This is a genomic window from Nostoc sp. DSM 114167, assembly GCF_052692655.1.
In genome coordinates, this window is sequence record NZ_CP195116.1 from 7,909,766 (window position 1) to 7,926,620 (window position 16,855).

General features: G+C 43.9%; 13 protein-coding genes and 2 pseudogenes. 6 read left to right on the forward strand and 9 right to left on the reverse strand.

The window, feature by feature from the left end:
- Positions 1–284: 284 nt before the first annotated feature.
- The gene (locus NSTC731_RS33210) at positions 285–4,217 is read right to left on the reverse strand and encodes a two-partner secretion domain-containing protein (RefSeq protein ID WP_445628670.1); all 3,933 of its coding nucleotides are present in this window, start codon (positions 4,215–4,217) and stop codon (positions 285–287) included.
- 336 nt (positions 4,218–4,553) lie between these two features.
- Between NSTC731_RS33210 and NSTC731_RS33215 the strand changes: the two genes are divergently transcribed.
- The 3 genes from NSTC731_RS33215 (at position 4,554) to NSTC731_RS33225 (ending at position 7,765) form a co-directional block, all read left to right on the forward strand.
- Positions 4,554–6,194 (forward strand): 5'-nucleotidase C-terminal domain-containing protein, encoded by a 1,641-nt coding sequence (locus tag NSTC731_RS33215; protein WP_445628671.1) that lies wholly within the window; start codon positions 4,554–4,556, stop codon positions 6,192–6,194.
- Positions 6,155–6,637, forward strand: a complete 483-nt coding sequence (locus tag NSTC731_RS33220; RefSeq protein WP_445632229.1) for a 5'-nucleotidase C-terminal domain-containing protein — start codon at positions 6,155–6,157, stop codon at positions 6,635–6,637. Before NSTC731_RS33215 ends, NSTC731_RS33220 begins: the two co-directional genes overlap by 40 nt.
- Before the next feature lie 237 nt (positions 6,638–6,874).
- Positions 6,875–7,765, forward strand: a complete 891-nt coding sequence (locus tag NSTC731_RS33225; protein ID WP_445628672.1) for an isopenicillin N synthase family dioxygenase — start codon at positions 6,875–6,877, stop codon at positions 7,763–7,765.
- A gap of 204 nt (positions 7,766–7,969) precedes the next feature.
- On the opposite strand, the gene NSTC731_RS33230 is transcribed toward NSTC731_RS33225, so the two are convergent.
- On the reverse strand, positions 7,970–8,164 hold the full coding sequence (locus NSTC731_RS33230; RefSeq protein WP_445628673.1) for a hypothetical protein: 195 nt from the start codon (positions 8,162–8,164) through the stop codon (positions 7,970–7,972).
- Positions 8,165–8,337: 173 nt separating this feature from the next.
- On the opposite strand from NSTC731_RS33230, the gene NSTC731_RS33235 reads away from it, so the two are divergent.
- On the forward strand, positions 8,338–8,730 hold the full coding sequence (locus NSTC731_RS33235; protein ID WP_445628674.1) for a hypothetical protein: 393 nt from the start codon (positions 8,338–8,340) through the stop codon (positions 8,728–8,730).
- Between the two features lie 164 nt (positions 8,731–8,894).
- On the opposite strand, the gene NSTC731_RS33240 is transcribed toward NSTC731_RS33235, so the two are convergent.
- Positions 8,895–9,170 carry a hypothetical protein gene (locus NSTC731_RS33240; RefSeq protein WP_445628675.1) on the reverse strand — a complete coding sequence of 92 codons (276 nt, stop codon included), beginning with the start codon at positions 9,168–9,170 and terminating at the stop codon, positions 8,895–8,897.
- A 455-nt stretch (positions 9,171–9,625) separates the two neighbouring features.
- Between NSTC731_RS33240 and NSTC731_RS33245 the strand changes: the two genes are divergently transcribed.
- Entirely contained in the window at positions 9,626–10,765 is a 1,140-nt protein-coding gene (locus NSTC731_RS33245) for an NAD(P)/FAD-dependent oxidoreductase (RefSeq protein WP_445628676.1), read from the forward strand.
- A gap of 286 nt (positions 10,766–11,051) precedes the next feature.
- Positions 11,052–11,477 (forward strand): ester cyclase, encoded by a 426-nt coding sequence (locus NSTC731_RS33250; RefSeq protein ID WP_445628677.1) that lies wholly within the window; start codon positions 11,052–11,054, stop codon positions 11,475–11,477.
- Between the two features lie 129 nt (positions 11,478–11,606).
- Here the strand turns inward: NSTC731_RS33250 and NSTC731_RS33255 are convergent.
- The 6 genes and pseudogenes from NSTC731_RS33255 to NSTC731_RS33280 form a co-directional block, all read right to left on the reverse strand.
- A pseudogene (locus tag NSTC731_RS33255) lies at positions 11,607–11,756 on the reverse strand (IS701 family transposase); the annotation flags it as partial.
- Between the two features lie 52 nt (positions 11,757–11,808).
- Positions 11,809–12,879, reverse strand: coding sequence for a glycosyltransferase family 4 protein (locus tag NSTC731_RS33260; protein WP_445632230.1), 1,071 nt, complete (start codon positions 12,877–12,879; stop codon positions 11,809–11,811).
- 168 nt (positions 12,880–13,047) lie between these two features.
- Positions 13,048–13,611 carry a type 1 glutamine amidotransferase domain-containing protein gene (locus tag NSTC731_RS33265; RefSeq protein WP_445628678.1) on the reverse strand — a complete coding sequence of 188 codons (564 nt, stop codon included), beginning with the start codon at positions 13,609–13,611 and terminating at the stop codon, positions 13,048–13,050.
- Positions 13,612–13,665: 54 nt separating this feature from the next.
- Positions 13,666–14,844 carry a zinc-dependent alcohol dehydrogenase gene (locus tag NSTC731_RS33270; RefSeq protein WP_445632231.1) on the reverse strand — a complete coding sequence of 393 codons (1,179 nt, stop codon included), beginning with the start codon at positions 14,842–14,844 and terminating at the stop codon, positions 13,666–13,668.
- A 62-nt stretch (positions 14,845–14,906) separates the two neighbouring features.
- The gene (locus NSTC731_RS33275) at positions 14,907–16,076 is read right to left on the reverse strand and encodes a zinc-dependent alcohol dehydrogenase (RefSeq protein ID WP_445628679.1); all 1,170 of its coding nucleotides are present in this window, start codon (positions 16,074–16,076) and stop codon (positions 14,907–14,909) included.
- A gap of 5 nt (positions 16,077–16,081) precedes the next feature.
- Positions 16,082–16,603 (reverse strand): annotated as a pseudogene (locus NSTC731_RS33280) (SRPBCC family protein); the annotation flags it as partial.
- Positions 16,604–16,855 lie beyond the last annotated feature (252 nt).

Genomic DNA, 16,855 nt, shown 5'->3' on the forward strand with positions numbered 1-16,855 from the left:
TTAAACTCATATACGATGAGTTTTATTTTTTATGCACCCCAAGCAGAAATTTTGTATTATCGGTCGATAGACTTCTTGGCATTTGTAGGGAAAAGGGCTAATAACAGTACTGTTCTAAAATAGACTTCTTGGCATTTGTAGGGAAAAGGGTAAGGGGGAAAGGGAAAAGGATTATGTCGGGAAAAGGGGCAGGGGAAAGGGGAAAAGGTACTGCAAAAGTCCCTTTTCCCTTTAACCTTTACCCTTTTCCCCCAAGAGTGCAAAAAGCACAAATGCCAAGAGGTCTATTGACTACAAGACATGGCAGAGGGAATAGAAGAACTTTGCCCAGATTGAGCCACGAGCATAATATTACCGTTAGGATCGACAATCCATCCTTGAGCCTCGACAATGCGATCGCTAGATTTGGTTATAGATGCAGTAGATAATTTATCCGCGATCGCTGTTGTTTGTGGTGGCAAATCTACCCAACCAGTAATCACTGCTCGTCCCTGCAACGGTTCGTTAGGGCTTTGGGGTAATCCACCGCGTCCGGTAGCGATAAAACGACTGGCATTTTGTCCTCTTCTGGGAGTGCAACCTTGGGCAATTTGTCGGGATGCATCTATGAGGTTAGAGGGTAGTTGAATTAAGCCGCGACTGGGGTCAGTATCTGGACTGTTGATAGTTACTTCCCCACTCACTCCCAATTCGGAACTTGCTGTAATGTCACTGTTTTCGGTTGGGCGTTTTTGCGAGACAATACCAAAAATACCGTTTGTTGTAATATCAACTTTGCCACCAATACCTGTGAAAGCATTAGCGGTGATATCGCTATTTTCTTTGGGGACGGCGACAATGAAAGGGCTATTAATGGTGATGTTGCCGCCATCGCCACCAAACTGGCGATTTCCGGCAGTGGTGGAGATTTGACTGCCGTTGCGTAATAATAATAAGTCTTGCAGATTCAAGGTAATATTACCGCCAGTGTTGCTGCGAGTTTCGGCAGAGATGCTGCCATTGTTAAGGGTAAGGATACCTGCTGCTAGTTTAATGCTGCCACCGTCTCCTGTACCTTGGCTATCAACTGCGATTTTCGCGCCATCCGTAATATTTAAAGTTCTGGGGTCAATGAAGATGCTACCACCGTTGCCAATTGAACTATCAGTGGTGTTGGCAAATAATCCTGTTTGTGAACCAGATAGGCTGATGTTGTCCTGCACTTTGAGGGTGATATTGCCAGCATCAAAATTACTGGATGTAGTGGTGCGAAGTTGTCCGCCATTGCTGGCTTTATAGGTGTTGGCTGTCACAAAGATATTGCCTGCTTTACCTTGTCCAGCAGTATCGGCACGCAGTTGAGCGCCATTGGCGAGGGTGAGTAATCCAGTTGCGATCGCAATATCGTTGGCATTACCAACTGCTTCAGGTTCCACGGAGGTTGCTATCTGACTGGAAAATCCATTGTTCCCCATCCCCTCTAAGAAGACTTCTTCTGGTGCAATAATAGTGATTTTGCCAGCATCGCCTACCCCCTCAGTGGCTGAAGTTAAAGCTGCACCATTCGTTACCGAAAGGGAATTGGCGAAAATTTCAATGTTCCCACCACGTCCTTTACCTATATTTCCTAATTCATTGCCAACAGCACTAAATATTCCACTGTTACTGGCGCGATTGTTGATGCCATCAAGGGAGACTTTACCACTAGCCTCGATCGTAATATTGCCAGAATTGCCAAGTCCAAAAGTATTGCTCGTCAGTTGAGCGCCATTCATGACACTAAGAGAACCTGTTTTCAGGTTAATATTTCCTCCTTGTTGAGGAGTAGTAGTTTGCACAGTAGTGAAAATTCCCGTTAAATGTTCGATTGCGGGATTGGGATTTTTTTCGGTTCCATCAAAAAAGATGCGAGCGCTCGCTTCAATCGCCACATTTCCTGTGTTACCTTGTCCCTCACTTTTAGTTTGGATACGAGCGCCATCTGCGATCGAGAGGGAACCAGTTTTGAGGTTGATATTGCCTCCGTTACCAATTCCACTTTTGAAAACGGTAGCAAATAAGCCACTAGGAAATCCTGTTTTATCAACTCCATCCAAGGAAGTCAGATTGCGAACGTTAATTTCCATGTTACCTGCATCACCTTGTCCTTGAGTGGAAGTTACGAGTTCATATCCCCCGCTTAAAGAAAGTGAGTCAGCTTTAACTGCGATTCCTCCAACTGTTCCAAGTGCATACCCTCCTCCCTCTGGATTGAGTCCAAGACCTACGGAGTTGAAAATTCCATTGTTACCAGAAAGAGATACAGATCCATTTGCTTGTACTAAAATCTTTCCAGCATTACCTACTGCTCCTTTAAATACAGAATTGCTGATATCACTATCTGCTATTGAGATATTCTGGTGAGCATTGAGTTGAATGTCTCCTGCTTGAATTTCAAGTGTTCCAGAATTGCCGAGGATTCCAGAAAATATGTAACTATTGTTCAAAATGTTGATGTTTTGAGCATCAATCATTAAACTTCCGCCGCCGTTACTGGCTACGTTAATAGCAGCTCCATTGAGGGATACATCACCACCACTGCTGATCAGCCTAACATCACCACCCAAAGCACTGGCTACATCATCAGCAGAGATTGTCAACGCATTAGCGTAAATTGACGCACCATTAAGTTTGATATCGCCATTTGCCAGCAAAGCAATATCTCCAGCGCGAGTATATCTAGAAAAGGTATCAATATAACTACTGGCTAGTGTAATTTTATCTCTTGAGTCAAAAATAACCGACGTGCCATCACCTTCTTCACTACCTGCGACAATTCCGCCAAGATTTAATGCTCCCTTCCCTGTGAGAGTAATGTTTCCTTCTGTCAGCGCCGGATTAGGCTGATACTGATTGGTGAGTAAAACAATGCCCTTGGGAGAATTTACTCTAATATCACCAATAGTAATATCTGCACTTGTCGCTACAGAATTGTTTACAGGAGGCGCGACAATAGAAATCGAGGAGTCTAAGAAAATACCGGCATCGCCTATAGTTCCTAAAGGATTTCCTATTGCTGCTGGGTTCATCCCGGCGCGGATATCAAGTGTTGGTTTGACGCTACCATCAATGACAATGGGAGTTCCATCCGATAAAGTAACATTAGCCAGACTAGGAGTGGTTGTGGGGTTAATGATTTCACCTGCTGTATCGGGATCTGTTATCACCACGGTATTAATATCTACTTTTCCCCCAGCCAAGATATGTAAAGAAGCTCCTTGATATGCAAAAAAGCTGACATCGCCTTGAGAGCGAATAATTGGATCGTGGGGACTAAATAAATTGCCTAAACTTCCGTCTAATTTTTCAATCCGAAAACTCCCCCCACTCCAGAAATGAGCATCACCACCCACAGTATTAACACTGCGTAAAACCATATCCCCACGAGAGAACAAACCACTACTTGGATCGTTTAAGGCAAAAATATCTATATTTTCATTACCTTGAACTAACAGCTTACCTCCAGCAGCAGCAACGAAAGGATTGGTAAAGCGATCGCGTACTTTGATAGTATCGGCTTGCAAGATTAAATCTTTGCCTGCTTGCAGATGTCCCTGTAAATCTAAATTCCCTGCAAACAGCTTTAAATCTTGTCCTACTGCTAAATTTCCCGTATTTTCGATGGTTCTCAAGGGGTCATTCTTGCCATACTGCAACCCTGGTGTTAGATTAATTTCCAACAGTGGCGGCGCTTGGGGATTAGTAGCACTAAATTCCATCCCATCACCAAAGACAAACGAGTTCGCCGTACTTGCCACAAACGAACCTGCTACATCAAGACGTGCATTTTTGCCAAAAATTATCCCATTAGAATTGAGCAGAAATAAATTTGCTGCACCATCCACTCCTAAAGTACCCAAAATATTAGATACTTTACCTCCCGTGACTCTGGTGAAAATATTGTTAATTCCTGTGGGATTGGCAAAATAAACTCGCTGGGATTCTCCAACATTGAATTCACGAAAACTATGGAAGAGGTTTGCACCGCGAATTGCTCCACCATCAATGCGGTTAGTAGCACTACCTTTTATATTCACATTGGGAGTGATTTTTGAAGAGTTATTACCCAATGTTCTATCAGGAGTAATCTGGGCTAATACGTGATTTTCACAACCAAATATGACACCAGCAAACACTCCAATAATGCTAATAGCTTCTAATAAATCTGAGTGCCAATTCCTATCTTTACCGATTGTCATATTAGAACCAGCCTCGCTTGCTCATTTCTTACCTGTGAATATGCAATTTTCTTACACCACAGCTTCGAGCCACATATTCAAGGGTTTTTTGCTAGCTCAATTTTGAGTTTCATCGTAATTCCTCCCGCGACCCTTGAAGTAACGAATTATTGACTACAAAACATGGCAGAGGGAATAGAAAAACTTTGCCCAGATTGAGCCACAAGCATAATATTACCATTAGCATCGACAATTTATCCTTGAGCCTCCACATTAATTGTAAAATTTTAGCCTTGACACGCTACTACAATTTTTCTTAACTTAAATGCGTGAACTTTGAATGCGTGAATTGTTAATATGTCTTTTTTAGAGCGGAAAAGTCGATTTTTCAGTAAGTTTAATCGCCAAGATTTAAGGACTAATCAGTTAAGTTTGCTGATTATATCTAGCATCTTTTTATTTTTAGGAACTGCTGGTGGTGTGGTGCAAGTTAAAACAGCACAGAAGTCAGGGTTCACACTACAACTTTTACATACTTCCGACCAAGAAGCAGGTGTCCCAGCGCTGAAGGATGCACCGAACTTTTCGGCGGTGTTGAATGCACTGAAAAATCAGGATGCTAATGGCGACGGTAAGCCTGATTATCCTAATACCTTAATTCTTTCATCTGGAGATGCTTATATTCCCAGTCCCTTTTTATTTGCCAGTGACACAGCTTTTGGTGGACAGGGACGGGGAGATATTTTAATTTTAAATGCTCTTGGGTTTGGTGCGATCGCCTTTGGTAATCACGAATTTGATTTAGGTACGGGTGTTGTTGCTGACTTGCTGCGTGCTAAAGAAGATTACCCAGGTACAAAATTTCCCTATCTCAGCGCGAATCTAGACTTCAGCACTGATAAAGACCTGGCAAAATTAGTGACTGCTGATGGACAAGAAGCAAGTAAAATTTCCAATAAAATTGCCCGTAGCACCATTATTACTGTCAATGGGGAAAAAATTGCTGTAGTTGGGGCGACAACTCCCACACTGCGGACTATTTCTTCTCCTGGTGGTGTGACTGTGTTGCCTAAAAAATTTAATGACCGCGATGCCGCAGATATCGCTGCTTTGGCTGCTGAAATTCAAACTTCTGTTGATGCAGTGCTGACCAAAAACCCTGAGATTAATAAAGTCATTTTATTGGCACATATGCAGCAAATTGCCATTGAGCAAAAGCTAGCACAATTACTCAAGGGAGTAGATATTATTGTTGCTGGCGGTTCCAATACCTTACTAGCCGATAAAACAGACCGTCTGCGAGTGGGTGATAAATCTGCTGGAACTTATCCAATCATCAAAAAAGCCGCAGATGGTAATCCGATAGCTGTAGTTAATACTGATGGTAACTATCGCTATGTTGGTCGTCTAGTAGTTAACTTTGATGCCAAGGGAGTGATTATTCCTAAAAGTATTGACCCCAAAATTAGTGGTGCTTATGCGACTGATTCCCAAGGGGTAGCAGCTGTAGGCGGGAAACCCGATGCCAAAATTGTTGCGATTACAGAAGCACTCAAAAAAGTGATTATTGCCCAAGATGGTCAGATTTTCGGGAAAACCAACGTTTTTCTCAACGGCTGGCGGGGTGATGTCCGCACCCAAGAAACCAATTTAGGGAATTTGACAGCTGAAGCTAATTTAGCGATCGCTAAACGATACGATCCTAAAACGGTGATTTCCATTAAAAATGGTGGTGGTATCCGTGACAGTATTGGTACTTATACCTTTCCCGCAGGTTCGACTCGCTCGCAGGATGTTATCAAACTGCCACCCCAAGCAAATCCTGTAGCAGGTAAGAAAGAAAAAGAAATTTCTCAACTTGATATCACCAATGCTTTACGGTTCAACAATAGCTTGACTTTAGTTACTTTAAATGCTAAAGAACTAGTAGCAATAATTGAACACAGTGTCGCGGCGCGATCGCGCCGGGTGCTACCCCTGGTAGTTTTCCCCAAGTAGCGGGATTAGCCTTTAGCTTTGACCCAGATTTGCCAGCAGGTAAGCGTGTTAAATCCCTGGTTATCAAAGATAGGAAAGGCAAAATTATTGATGTAGTAGTGAAAAATGCAGAGTTAGTGGGTGACTCGAATCGCATCTTCCGCGCTGTCACCTTAAACTTCCTAGCAAATGGTGGTGATGGTTATCCTTTTCCCAAAACTGAACGGGTTGATTTGATATCAAAAGATGCTAAACGTACAGGTTTAGCCACCTTTGCTGCTGATGGTTCCGAACAAGATGCATTAGCAGAATATCTGGCTGCTAACTTTAAGCAGATTCCATTTGCTCAGGAGGATGTACCGCCTACCGAAGATACTCGCATTCAAAATCTGAAGCTGCGTAAAGAAGAGGGGAAGGGGGAAGGGGGAAGGGGTAAAGGGGAAGGGGTAAAGGGGAAGGGGTAAAGGGGAAGGGGTAAGGGGTAAATAAATAGAATTTTTCCTTTCCCTTTAACCTTTAACCTTTTCCCTTTACCCTTTTCCCTTTAACCTTTACCCTTTACCCTTTAACCTTTTCCCTTTACCCTTTAACCTTTTCCCTTTACCCTTTAACCTTTTCCCTTTACCCCTTAACCTTTTCCCTTTTCCCTTTACCCTTTAACCTTTTCCCCGTTCTCAGTAAAGATGTGGTATTTTGAATCAATGGTCAAAATTCCAGTAATTGATTTCACTAATTTTACTAAGGGCAACGCAATAACTCGGCAAGCTGTCATCAAACAAATCTATGAAGCTTGTCATGAAATTGGCTTCATGTACTTGCAAAATTCGGGAATATCAAAAAACCTAATCGAGGAAGTATTCGCTTACAGCAAATCTTTTTTCAATTTACCTTTAGAAGTTAAGCAAAAGCAAGCTTGGAGTGATGAATTTAGTAATATGGGTTACGTTGGGATTGAAAGAGAACGTCTTAACCCCAATCAACCAGGCGATTTAAAAGAGGCATTTAATGTCAACAAACAAGCGGTAGGGATAGATGCTTCTCTTGTCACCTTCTACGCTGGTTGTACAGAACTTGCTAATACGATATTACAAGCTTATGCGTTGGCATTGGAATTGCCAGAAGATTTTTTTACTATCAGACATAATCAACAAAATCATACCTTACGACTATTACACTATCCGCCATTGCAGACACCAGCGAAACCCGGACAGGTGCGTGCTGGCGAGCATTCCGATTATGGCAGTATTACCTTGCTTTTCCAAGATGACATTGGCGGGTTAGAAGTACAGACAGTATCTAGAGAGTGGATTGTTGCGCCTGCGATTCCTGATACTGTAATAGTCAATACTGGCGATTTAATGCAACGGTGGACAAATCATCAATTTTGCTCAACTAAGCATCGAGTGATGATTCCCACTGATAATAGGGTAAATCAGTCTCGGTATTCTATCGCTTTTTTCTGTCATCCTAATGATGATACGGAAATTACTTGTTTGGAGAGTTGCCAGAAAGAACAATCGCCTATCTATCCCCCTATCTTGGCGGGAGAATATCTTTTACAACGTTTACAAGCAACTTATGGTAATTCGTAATATTCGCCTTTGGCGAGAAGCAAGCTACGTAATTTGTAATTTGTAATTAAGAAAGACATTAGACCTCTTGCATAAGTCGAATTACCTCCCTTAATCCCCTCGATGTATTGGCTACGGTGTATACACAAGTCTGAAATAGCTGAGAAATACACGGTTTTACCCCACCCTAACCCTCCCCTTGTAAAGGGGAGGGAACAAGATTTCTTATTTCCCCCCTTTATAAGGCTCGCCTGTATCAACTTCTGCCTTGGCTGGATCGAATTTTGCCTTCACGTTTGAGTGTTTCGCGCACTCTGGATCAAATTCTGCCTTGGCTGGATCGAATTTTGCCTTCACGTTTGAGTGTTTCGCGCACTCTGGATCGAATTCCGTCTTCCCTGGATCGAATTTTGCCTTCACGTTTGAGTGTTTCGCGCACTCTGAATCGAATTCCGCCTTCACGTTATCAGAAGTAGCCGGAAATTACTTAAATTTTAGGTTTTTAAATAAAAACCAATAATTTTACGTATGACAACTTTTGAAACAATTGTCCATTATAGAGTTATGAAAAATTTAAAAAATAAGTAGCAATTATGGCAAGACCAAAACGAAATTCACGTATTCTTGGCAAAGCTGAAACACGTCTAGCAAGCGTTAAATCTATCAATTCAAGTCTAGATGTCGGAGAAGGATTGTCAGTCAAAGATTATACTGGAAAAATCGAAACCCTGCGACAATCTCTAGAAACATACAATACTACCCTCTCCACTATTGATGTCTTACTAACCCAGATCCTTGAAAATGAGCAAGATTTAGCAGATTATTCTGAGAAAATTTTGCGTGGTATTGCTTATAAATTTGGTAAGAATAGCTATGAGTACCAAATGGCTGGAGGTATTCGTAAAAGCGATCGCAAGCCTAATGTGCGTAAAAACGTGGTTTCTGCTGTCGGTGAACCCGCACCTACTGGTTCTTTCATCGAATAGAAAAGAGACTAGCAATTGCTAGTCTCTACATTTAGGTTATTAGACTTCTTGGCATTGTAGGGAAAAGGGTAAGGGGGAAAGGGAAAAGGAATAAAAAAAACCTTTCCCCTTTAACCTTTCACCTTTTCCCGCCTCTTGCAAAAGTAACTTTTGCAAGAGGTCTATTAGATAAGAATCTGGCGGATTAAAATGCTCATTACCTGATTTGGGTTCTCGGTGGGTACTAGTGGACTCCAGTCTCCAACGCTGGCGTAGCCAATTACTTGTAAATAGTGGATGGTGCTGGTAACGGCTTTGGCAGAACCAATCAATGTATGTTTAATCGGTTCTCGCCGGGGTAATGGTTGTCCGGTTGGTTGATGGCTGGTGGATGTATCGAAATTTTCCCCAGACAAAAACTGTTTTAACTTGGACTGGGCAGATTCTGGTAATTGTGACATGATGATATTCATACTCCGATATTGGGGTTTATATAAAGGCGATCGCTGTCTTCTTTGCGGGATTTGGCGATCGTCTTTATCGATTTTGGGGTTTAGATAGGGGCAATCGCTGTCTTCTTTGCGGGATTTAGCGCTCGCCTCGATCGTACTTTAATAATACTGTATAAAATTATACTTTTTAAGCAGTAGTTGAAAAATTTTTATTAGTAATTATTGAGTTTTAAGGGAAATAAATTATGCATAATTTTAGTAATATTAGTTATTAAAAATTCTCCATAAATGGAGAGACTTGAAACCTTTTTTAAATTTCAGATTTTGAGTCTAATCCAAAACTTGTACTGAGTTTCGACTGCGCTCAACTACCGCGTAGTCGAAGTATCCAAAATCTAAAATCTAAAATTGTCTCGGTCATTATCAATTACGAATTACCTTGACCTATTCATAATTTGCAAAATATGAAAACCTACGACTGGATTGTTGTTGGTGGTGGAATTACGGGTGCTACACTCTCCTACGAACTAGCGAAGAAAGGTTTTGCTGTACTTTTGCTAGAACAAGATGTTACACCACAAAATGCAACTCGCTATAGTTATGGTGGACTGGCTTATTGGTCTGGTACTACACCGCTAACTCGGCGATTGTGCGAAGAAGCGATCGCACGTTACCATATCTTATCTCAAGAGTTAGACGCTGATATTCAATTTCGGGAATTAGATTTATTACTGACTATTTCCGCCGATAACGACCCAGAAGCAACTGCGGCATCATATAATCATTTTGCCATTCCACCGCGTTTACTCAATATTCAAGAAGCTTGTGAGTTGGAACCGCAGCTAAATCCAGAGGCAATATCTGGGGCTTTAACTGTCAAACACGGTCATATTCACCCAGAAAAAACATCACTTGCTTACATCCAAGCTTTTAAGCGGGCTGGGGGTGAAATGCAGATTACTCAAGTTTTGCAAATATTGCAAAATGGTGTCCAAACCACCACTGCAACTTTTCACAGCGCTAACGTTGTCGTTTGTGCGGGTGGACTCAGCCGCCAGCTGCTCAAATCTGCTGGTATTTCCATCAAGCTGTATTTTACCCACGAAGAAATCATTGAAACCCCAGCCGTTGATGTCAAGTTACGCACCTTAGTTATGCCAGCGAATCTGCAACGGTTTCAACTAGAAGCTGAATCTACTCAAGTTGATGAATTGTGGGATGAACTTGGTAATGAATTAGTACCGCCAATTTTAGATGTGGGTGCAATTCAGTTTCAAAATGGTAGTATCCGCATCGGTCAAATTAGCCGGGCGATCGCAGATCCTCATGCCAAGGTAAACTCAGACGTAAGCGAAAAATGGTTGCGAAAAGGTGTTGGTCAAATTTTACCAGCATTAGAGCATTTACCAGGAACTTGGTATCACTGCTTAGTGGCATTTAGTAGCAATCAACTTCCCTTAATTGGTGCTATTCCAGGATTGCAAGGCGTTCATGTTTTCTCTGGATTTAGTAATCCCCTAGTACTTATACCACCTTTGGCAAAACGCTTTGCTAATTTTGCAACTGGCCAAGAAGATGAAATTATTACACAAATGCTAATCTAAGATGATTTGTGACAAAGAATCTACCCAGGTTGACGAGTTTCGACTTCGCTCAACTCTCGATTCTTTAGTTGGTTGAGCGAAGTCGAAACCAACGGCAGCGGTAGATTTATTAACGAAAATTGCCTAAAGACCCGCAGTGAAAAACACAAATATTACTGATGCTGGCACATTAAGCGCTGCACTGATTTTAATTCAATCTCATACTTGGTTAATTGACAATAGTGCAGCTTGTCTGGCTAAATAAATAACTAGAGTTCGCCTAATTTTCAGTAGAGGAATAGCAGCAATGTCTTCCATTGAGGACAACAAAATCATTGCTCAACGGTGGATGGAACTTATTAGCGAGCATAAAATCGAAGAAATTTGCGAGATAACCGCCCCGAATTGGAAAATGCACGGTGGTTTACCAGGACTTCCCCTCGGCCCTGAAGGGGTACGTAAACTCTTTGGTTCATTTGGGCCTATCGAGCAGCAATGGACAATTGAAGACGTAATCGCTGAAGGTGACAAAGTTGTTGTGCGTGCGACTAATACCTGCATCCAAGAGAGTTTTCTTGGCATACCAAGTCGCGGCCGTCAACAGACATTCACCGCTACGTTCATTCATTATATTGTTGATGGTAAGATAATTGAAACCTGGCGAAACGCTGACGACCTTGGACGGGTTCTTCAGCTTGGCGCACGGATTGAACCAGGAATATCTGAGTCATAGCAGTAGTTGATAAAAACTATGGTTGTGTTAACCAGCTACCTGTTCAGCACAGACCAGAATTTTGAAAACAGATAAGTAGATAAACATAATTAAATATACTAGGGCTTACGCATTGACAGAAAGTTGATACTATGCGGTCAAGCCCAATTTCTGTGTTAGGTGTTCTAGAATAAAGTCACGAGCTACTTGAAGAGATAAATTCCTTTGGATTTCATACCAATTTTCAATTAACTCTTCGGAGCGCATTAATTCTAGTTGTGTAAAAGCTCGAATTGCACTAAGTTGTCTCCATAGTTCTACTCGTTGTGTAAGCAACGACTCTATCTTATTGCTATGTCCAGGTTTCGGGGTACATCATACTAAGGTCTTCGGTTGTACGACTAGCAAACTTGCTGTAGACAGCTTCGTAGCCATCTGTCATCTGCTTAATCGTGAAGTTTCTCAGCACATGCTCTTGGCAGATGTAGCGGTTTAGCTCAGGCACTCTATCAATGGCAGAGAGACAGTCTTTGACTGAGCGACACAAAAATCCTGTCTTACCGTGAACAATCACTTCAGAGGTGGAACCCAAATTCATAGCAATCACAGGTGTACCTGTTACCATCGACTCAATCATCACCAGTCCAAAGGGTTCACGCCAGGTAATCGGGAATAGAGTCGCAACTGCTCCTCCCATCAGGAGGCTCTTTTGGGCATGGTTAGCTTCTCCCAGGTATTCAATCTGCGTTCCATCAATGTGAGGTCTGATCTGTTGCTCGAAATAATCCACATCAACTACATCGACTTTACCTGCTATCTTTAAGTGCCAGCCGGAACGTTTAGCAATTTCGATCGCTAAATGCACCCCCTTTTCAGGTGACATTCGACCCAGAAATGCAAGATAGGGAGACGACTCTGCCTGCGGGTAAAACTTGTAAGTCATTGGATCGATGCCGTTGTAGACAGTGGCAACGTAATTGAGTCCCACTCTTGGTTCTCGCTGCGCGTTGGAAATGCTGACAAACGGCTGAGAGCGAGCATACTTGAACACCTTTTCATTATCTGGTGTCAAGATGCCATGCAGCGTATGAATGGTCGGTGTCTCCACCAATCTGGCGTAGGGTAGTGCAGGGTAGCCAACGTGAGAGTGAATGACATCAAACTTGTGCGCCTGTTCGTACACTCGCATTAGCTGCAATGTTTCGTAAACGCTTGGTTCCTTAACGGTAGGGTCTAAGCTCAATGCCTGTGAGTGAACAGATTCTATCTTGGCAAAACTACTCGAATCACCCGATGCAAACAGAGTCACTTCATGACCACGACGAATGAGTTCTTCAGCCAAGAGACTAATCACCAACTCAATTCCTCCATAAGCAGGAGGCGGTACTTGTTCCCACAATGGAGCAACTTGAGCGATTCGCATCATGATCTCCTCAGGATGTATACAACTAGACCTAGTAGTTCGCCAAGTGAACTTTGCATGGTGGCAAGCACCTTGGGCTGGGGAAGCTCTTGAGGCAGAGGGAGAAAAGACATTCTGTACTCCCCCTGCTTGTTCCATACCTGTTCTCCTGATTAACGCTCCGAGTCCTCACACAATCTGCCGTACCTGCCCTGCATGGCTGAACAGCTCGATCATTTCCCGATTGAAGGCTGGGATGTCGTCTGGCTTGCGGCTCGACACGAGGTTGTTATCAACTACAACTTCCCGATCTACCCACTGGGCACCTGCGTTCTGGAGATCGGTCTTGAGCGACGGCCACGAGGCGATCCGCCGTCCGCGCACCACATCTGCCTCGATCAGAGTCCAAGGCCCGTGGCAGATCACCGCTACCGGCTTGTCGGTATCGAAGAAGGACTTTATAAACTCGATCGCCTTAGCTTGAGTCCGAAGTTGATCTGGATTGGCAACACCACCGGGAAGCAGGAGGGCATCATAGTCGGCTGGATTTACTCGATCGAGGGGGACATCTACCGGGAAAAAATCCCCTTTGTCAAAATGGTTCCAGCCCTGAACGCGATCGCTCTTCGGTGAAATAATGTGGGTTTGAGCACCTGCTGACTCAAGGGCAAGCTTTGGTTGAGTCATTTCAACTTGCTCAAAGCCATCTGTAACCAGAATGGCAACTTTCTTATTTGTGAGCTCTTCTGTCATCTCTACCTCCTAAAGTGTTGGCTAGACTTGGTTTTTTCGTGTTCTTGTGGGGTTTTAGGCAGCCTGACCTGGCTTGAGCACGATCTTGATACAGTTGTCCTTCTTGTGTTTAAAAATTTCGTAGCCGTGCGGTGCTTGTTCTAGCGGCAGACGATGGGTGATTACAAAAGATGGGTCGATATCGCCATTTTGGACGCGATCGAGTAACGGGCGCAAGTACTTATGAACGTGCGTTTGTCCCGTTTTAAACGTCAAAGCTTTGTTCATGGCAGCACCCATCGGTATCTTGTCTACAAAGCCGCCGTAAACACCAGGAATTGAAACAGTGCCACCTTTGCGACAGGCAACAATCACTTGCCTTAGGGCAGTGGGTCGGTCGGTTTCCATACGCACGGCTTGCTTTACCTGGTCGTAAAACGCATCAGGGCCCGTACCGTGGGCTTCCATTCCCACAGCATCCATGCAAGCATCGGGGCCGCGACCACCCGTCATTTCTTTCAATGCTTCACCCACCTCGACTTCCTCATAGTTAAGGACTTCTGCCTTGCCGTCTTTCGCCATCTGTAGGCGTTCGGGAACTCGATCGATCGCAATGACGCGCTCGGCACCTAGCATATATGCACTTCTAATGGCAAACTGTCCGACTGGACCGCAGCCCCAGATTGCTACAGTATCTCCTGGCTGGATATCACAGTTTTCCGCTGCCATATAGCCAGTGGGGAAGATATCCGTCAGAAACAGGACTTGTTCGTCTGTTAGTCCATCAGGAATCTTGAATAAACCGACATCGGCAAAGGGAACGCGGGCATATTCAGCTTGACCTCCAGCATAACCGCCCATCATATGGGAGTAGCCGAAAAGACCAGATGGAGAATAACCCATCAGTTTTTCCGGTATCCAGCCGTTGGGGTTGGAGTTATCGCACAGCGACCACAAATCTTTTTGACAAAAGAAACAGGAGCCGCAGGAAATGGTAAAGGGGACGACAACGCGATCGCCTATCTTCACATTCTTGACGGCACTGCCTAGCTCGACGACCTCCCCCATAAATTCATGACCAAGGATGTCGCCTTTTTCCATCGTGGGGATGTAACCGTCATAAAGATGTAAATCAGAACCGCAAATCGCCGTTGACGTGATTTTAACAATCGCATCACGCGGATTGATGATTTTTGGATCGGGTACTGTATCAACTCGTACATCGTTAGCCCCGTGCCAACAAAGTGCTTTCATTGTTTTTCCTTTTTTGTTAATTGAACGACTATTAACTATTAGCCAGTCTTCTATGAGCCATTTCAGGGCAGCAAGAGAACTTTTACGCACCCGTCTTTTTTGTGTTTGAAAAGCTCGAAGCCTTGTTTGGCTTCTGCTAGGGGCAAGCGATGTGTGAATACAGCAGATGGATCGACTTCGCCCGCCACAATGCTCTCCAGCAACCTCGGCATATACTTCTGCCCGTGCATTTGTCCGGTTTTAAGCGTCAAGCCTTTGTTCATGAAAGCACCCATCGGCATCTTGTCTACAAAGCCAGCGTAAACGCCCATGATTGACAGGGTGCCGCCTTTACGACAAGCAAGCATTACTTGCCGCAGCACGGTAGGGCGATCGGTTTCTAGTCCGACTTTTTGCTTCGCTTCATCGTAGAATCCTTCCAGCCCCATACCGTGTGCTTCCATTCCCACTGCATCAATACAAGCATCGGGACCGCGACCACCTGTCATTTCTTTTAGGGCTTCGCCAGCATCGACTTCCTCATAGTTGATCGTTTCCGCTTTAGCAAAGTCCTTAGCCAGTTGCAGACGGTGGGGAACTCGATCGATACCAATCACGCGCTCTGCACCCAACATATAGGCGCTACGCATGGCGAATTGTCCGACCGGACCACAACCCCAGACTGCGACGATATCTCCACGCTGAATATTACATAAATCTGCTCCCATGTAGCCGGTGGGAAAGGCATCGCTGATCGGCAGCAGTTTTTCATCGGGAATGTCTTGGGGAAGTTTGAGAGCGCCGAAATCAGCGAATGGCACGCGCACGTATTCCGCGTCGCCACCAGCATAACCACCAAACAAGTGTGAGTAGCCATAGATACCCGACGTACCAAAGCCAAACAACTTCTCCTGCATCCAAGCGTTGGGGTTGGAGTTATCGCACAGCGACCACATCTGCTTTTGGCAGAAGAAACACTGACCGCAGCCGATCATCGAAGAAACAGCTACGCGATCGCCCTTTTTCAGTTTCTTGACTTCACTGCCAGTTTCGACGATTTCCCCCATGAACTCATGACCCAAAATGTCACCCGGTTGCATCGTCGGAATGTAGCCATCGTAGAGGTGCAAGTCAGAACCACAAATGGTTGTTGATGTAACTTTGAGGATGGCATCGCGCGGGTTGAGGATTTTTGGATCTGGCACTGTTTCCACCCGTACATCGTTAGTGCCGTGCCAGCAAACTGCTTTCATAATCTTTAACCTCCCTTTGGTTGACCTTCTGTTGTTGCAATCTCCCCTGCTTCCATCAGCATTTTGAAGCGGCGTAAATCATCTCCAATCTGCTGTTCTGGTTCTTCGCCGAAGAGTTTGGCAAACACAGATGCAATCGCACCACCAGGCGGGTTATTATATTTCGTGACGACCTTTACCTCTGTACCGCGATTGGTCGGTGCTGGCTGGAAGCGGACAGAACCAGAGTTATCAAAATCTGCACCTTCAACCGAAGCCCAAGCAATCAATTCGTTTTCCCGATCTTCAATGATGTCTGCATCCCATTCAACACTCACACCTAACACCCCACTGGTCGTCCAGTGCGATCGCTTATTATTGTGTACTTTTACGTCTTTGAGATGCTTCATGAAACGCGGCAAGTTCCCAAAGTTATGCCAAAAGCGGTAAAGTTCCTCTGCTGGTTTGCTAATCGTTACCGTCTTTTCAACTTTAATTGGTTGGCTCATGTCTATTATCTCCCGTGCTTGCTGTATGGTGCTTTGTTTATCGCAGTTTGGACAAACAAATTTGTCCAAACCCTAATACCAGGAGCGGAGAATAGTGTAGAATAAAAGCTTATTAGCGAGAGGCATGTAGAAGTCTCTTGAAAAAATTTACCCTTCGTATCAGCCTTCTAGACTACTAAAAAAATTAACAACTACAAATCAACACCTGAACCTTAAAGCTTTCAACTAAACCTAACCTCTAACTAAAGAATGAGATTAGTGTTAAGTTAGTTGGTTCTAGCTTATACATTG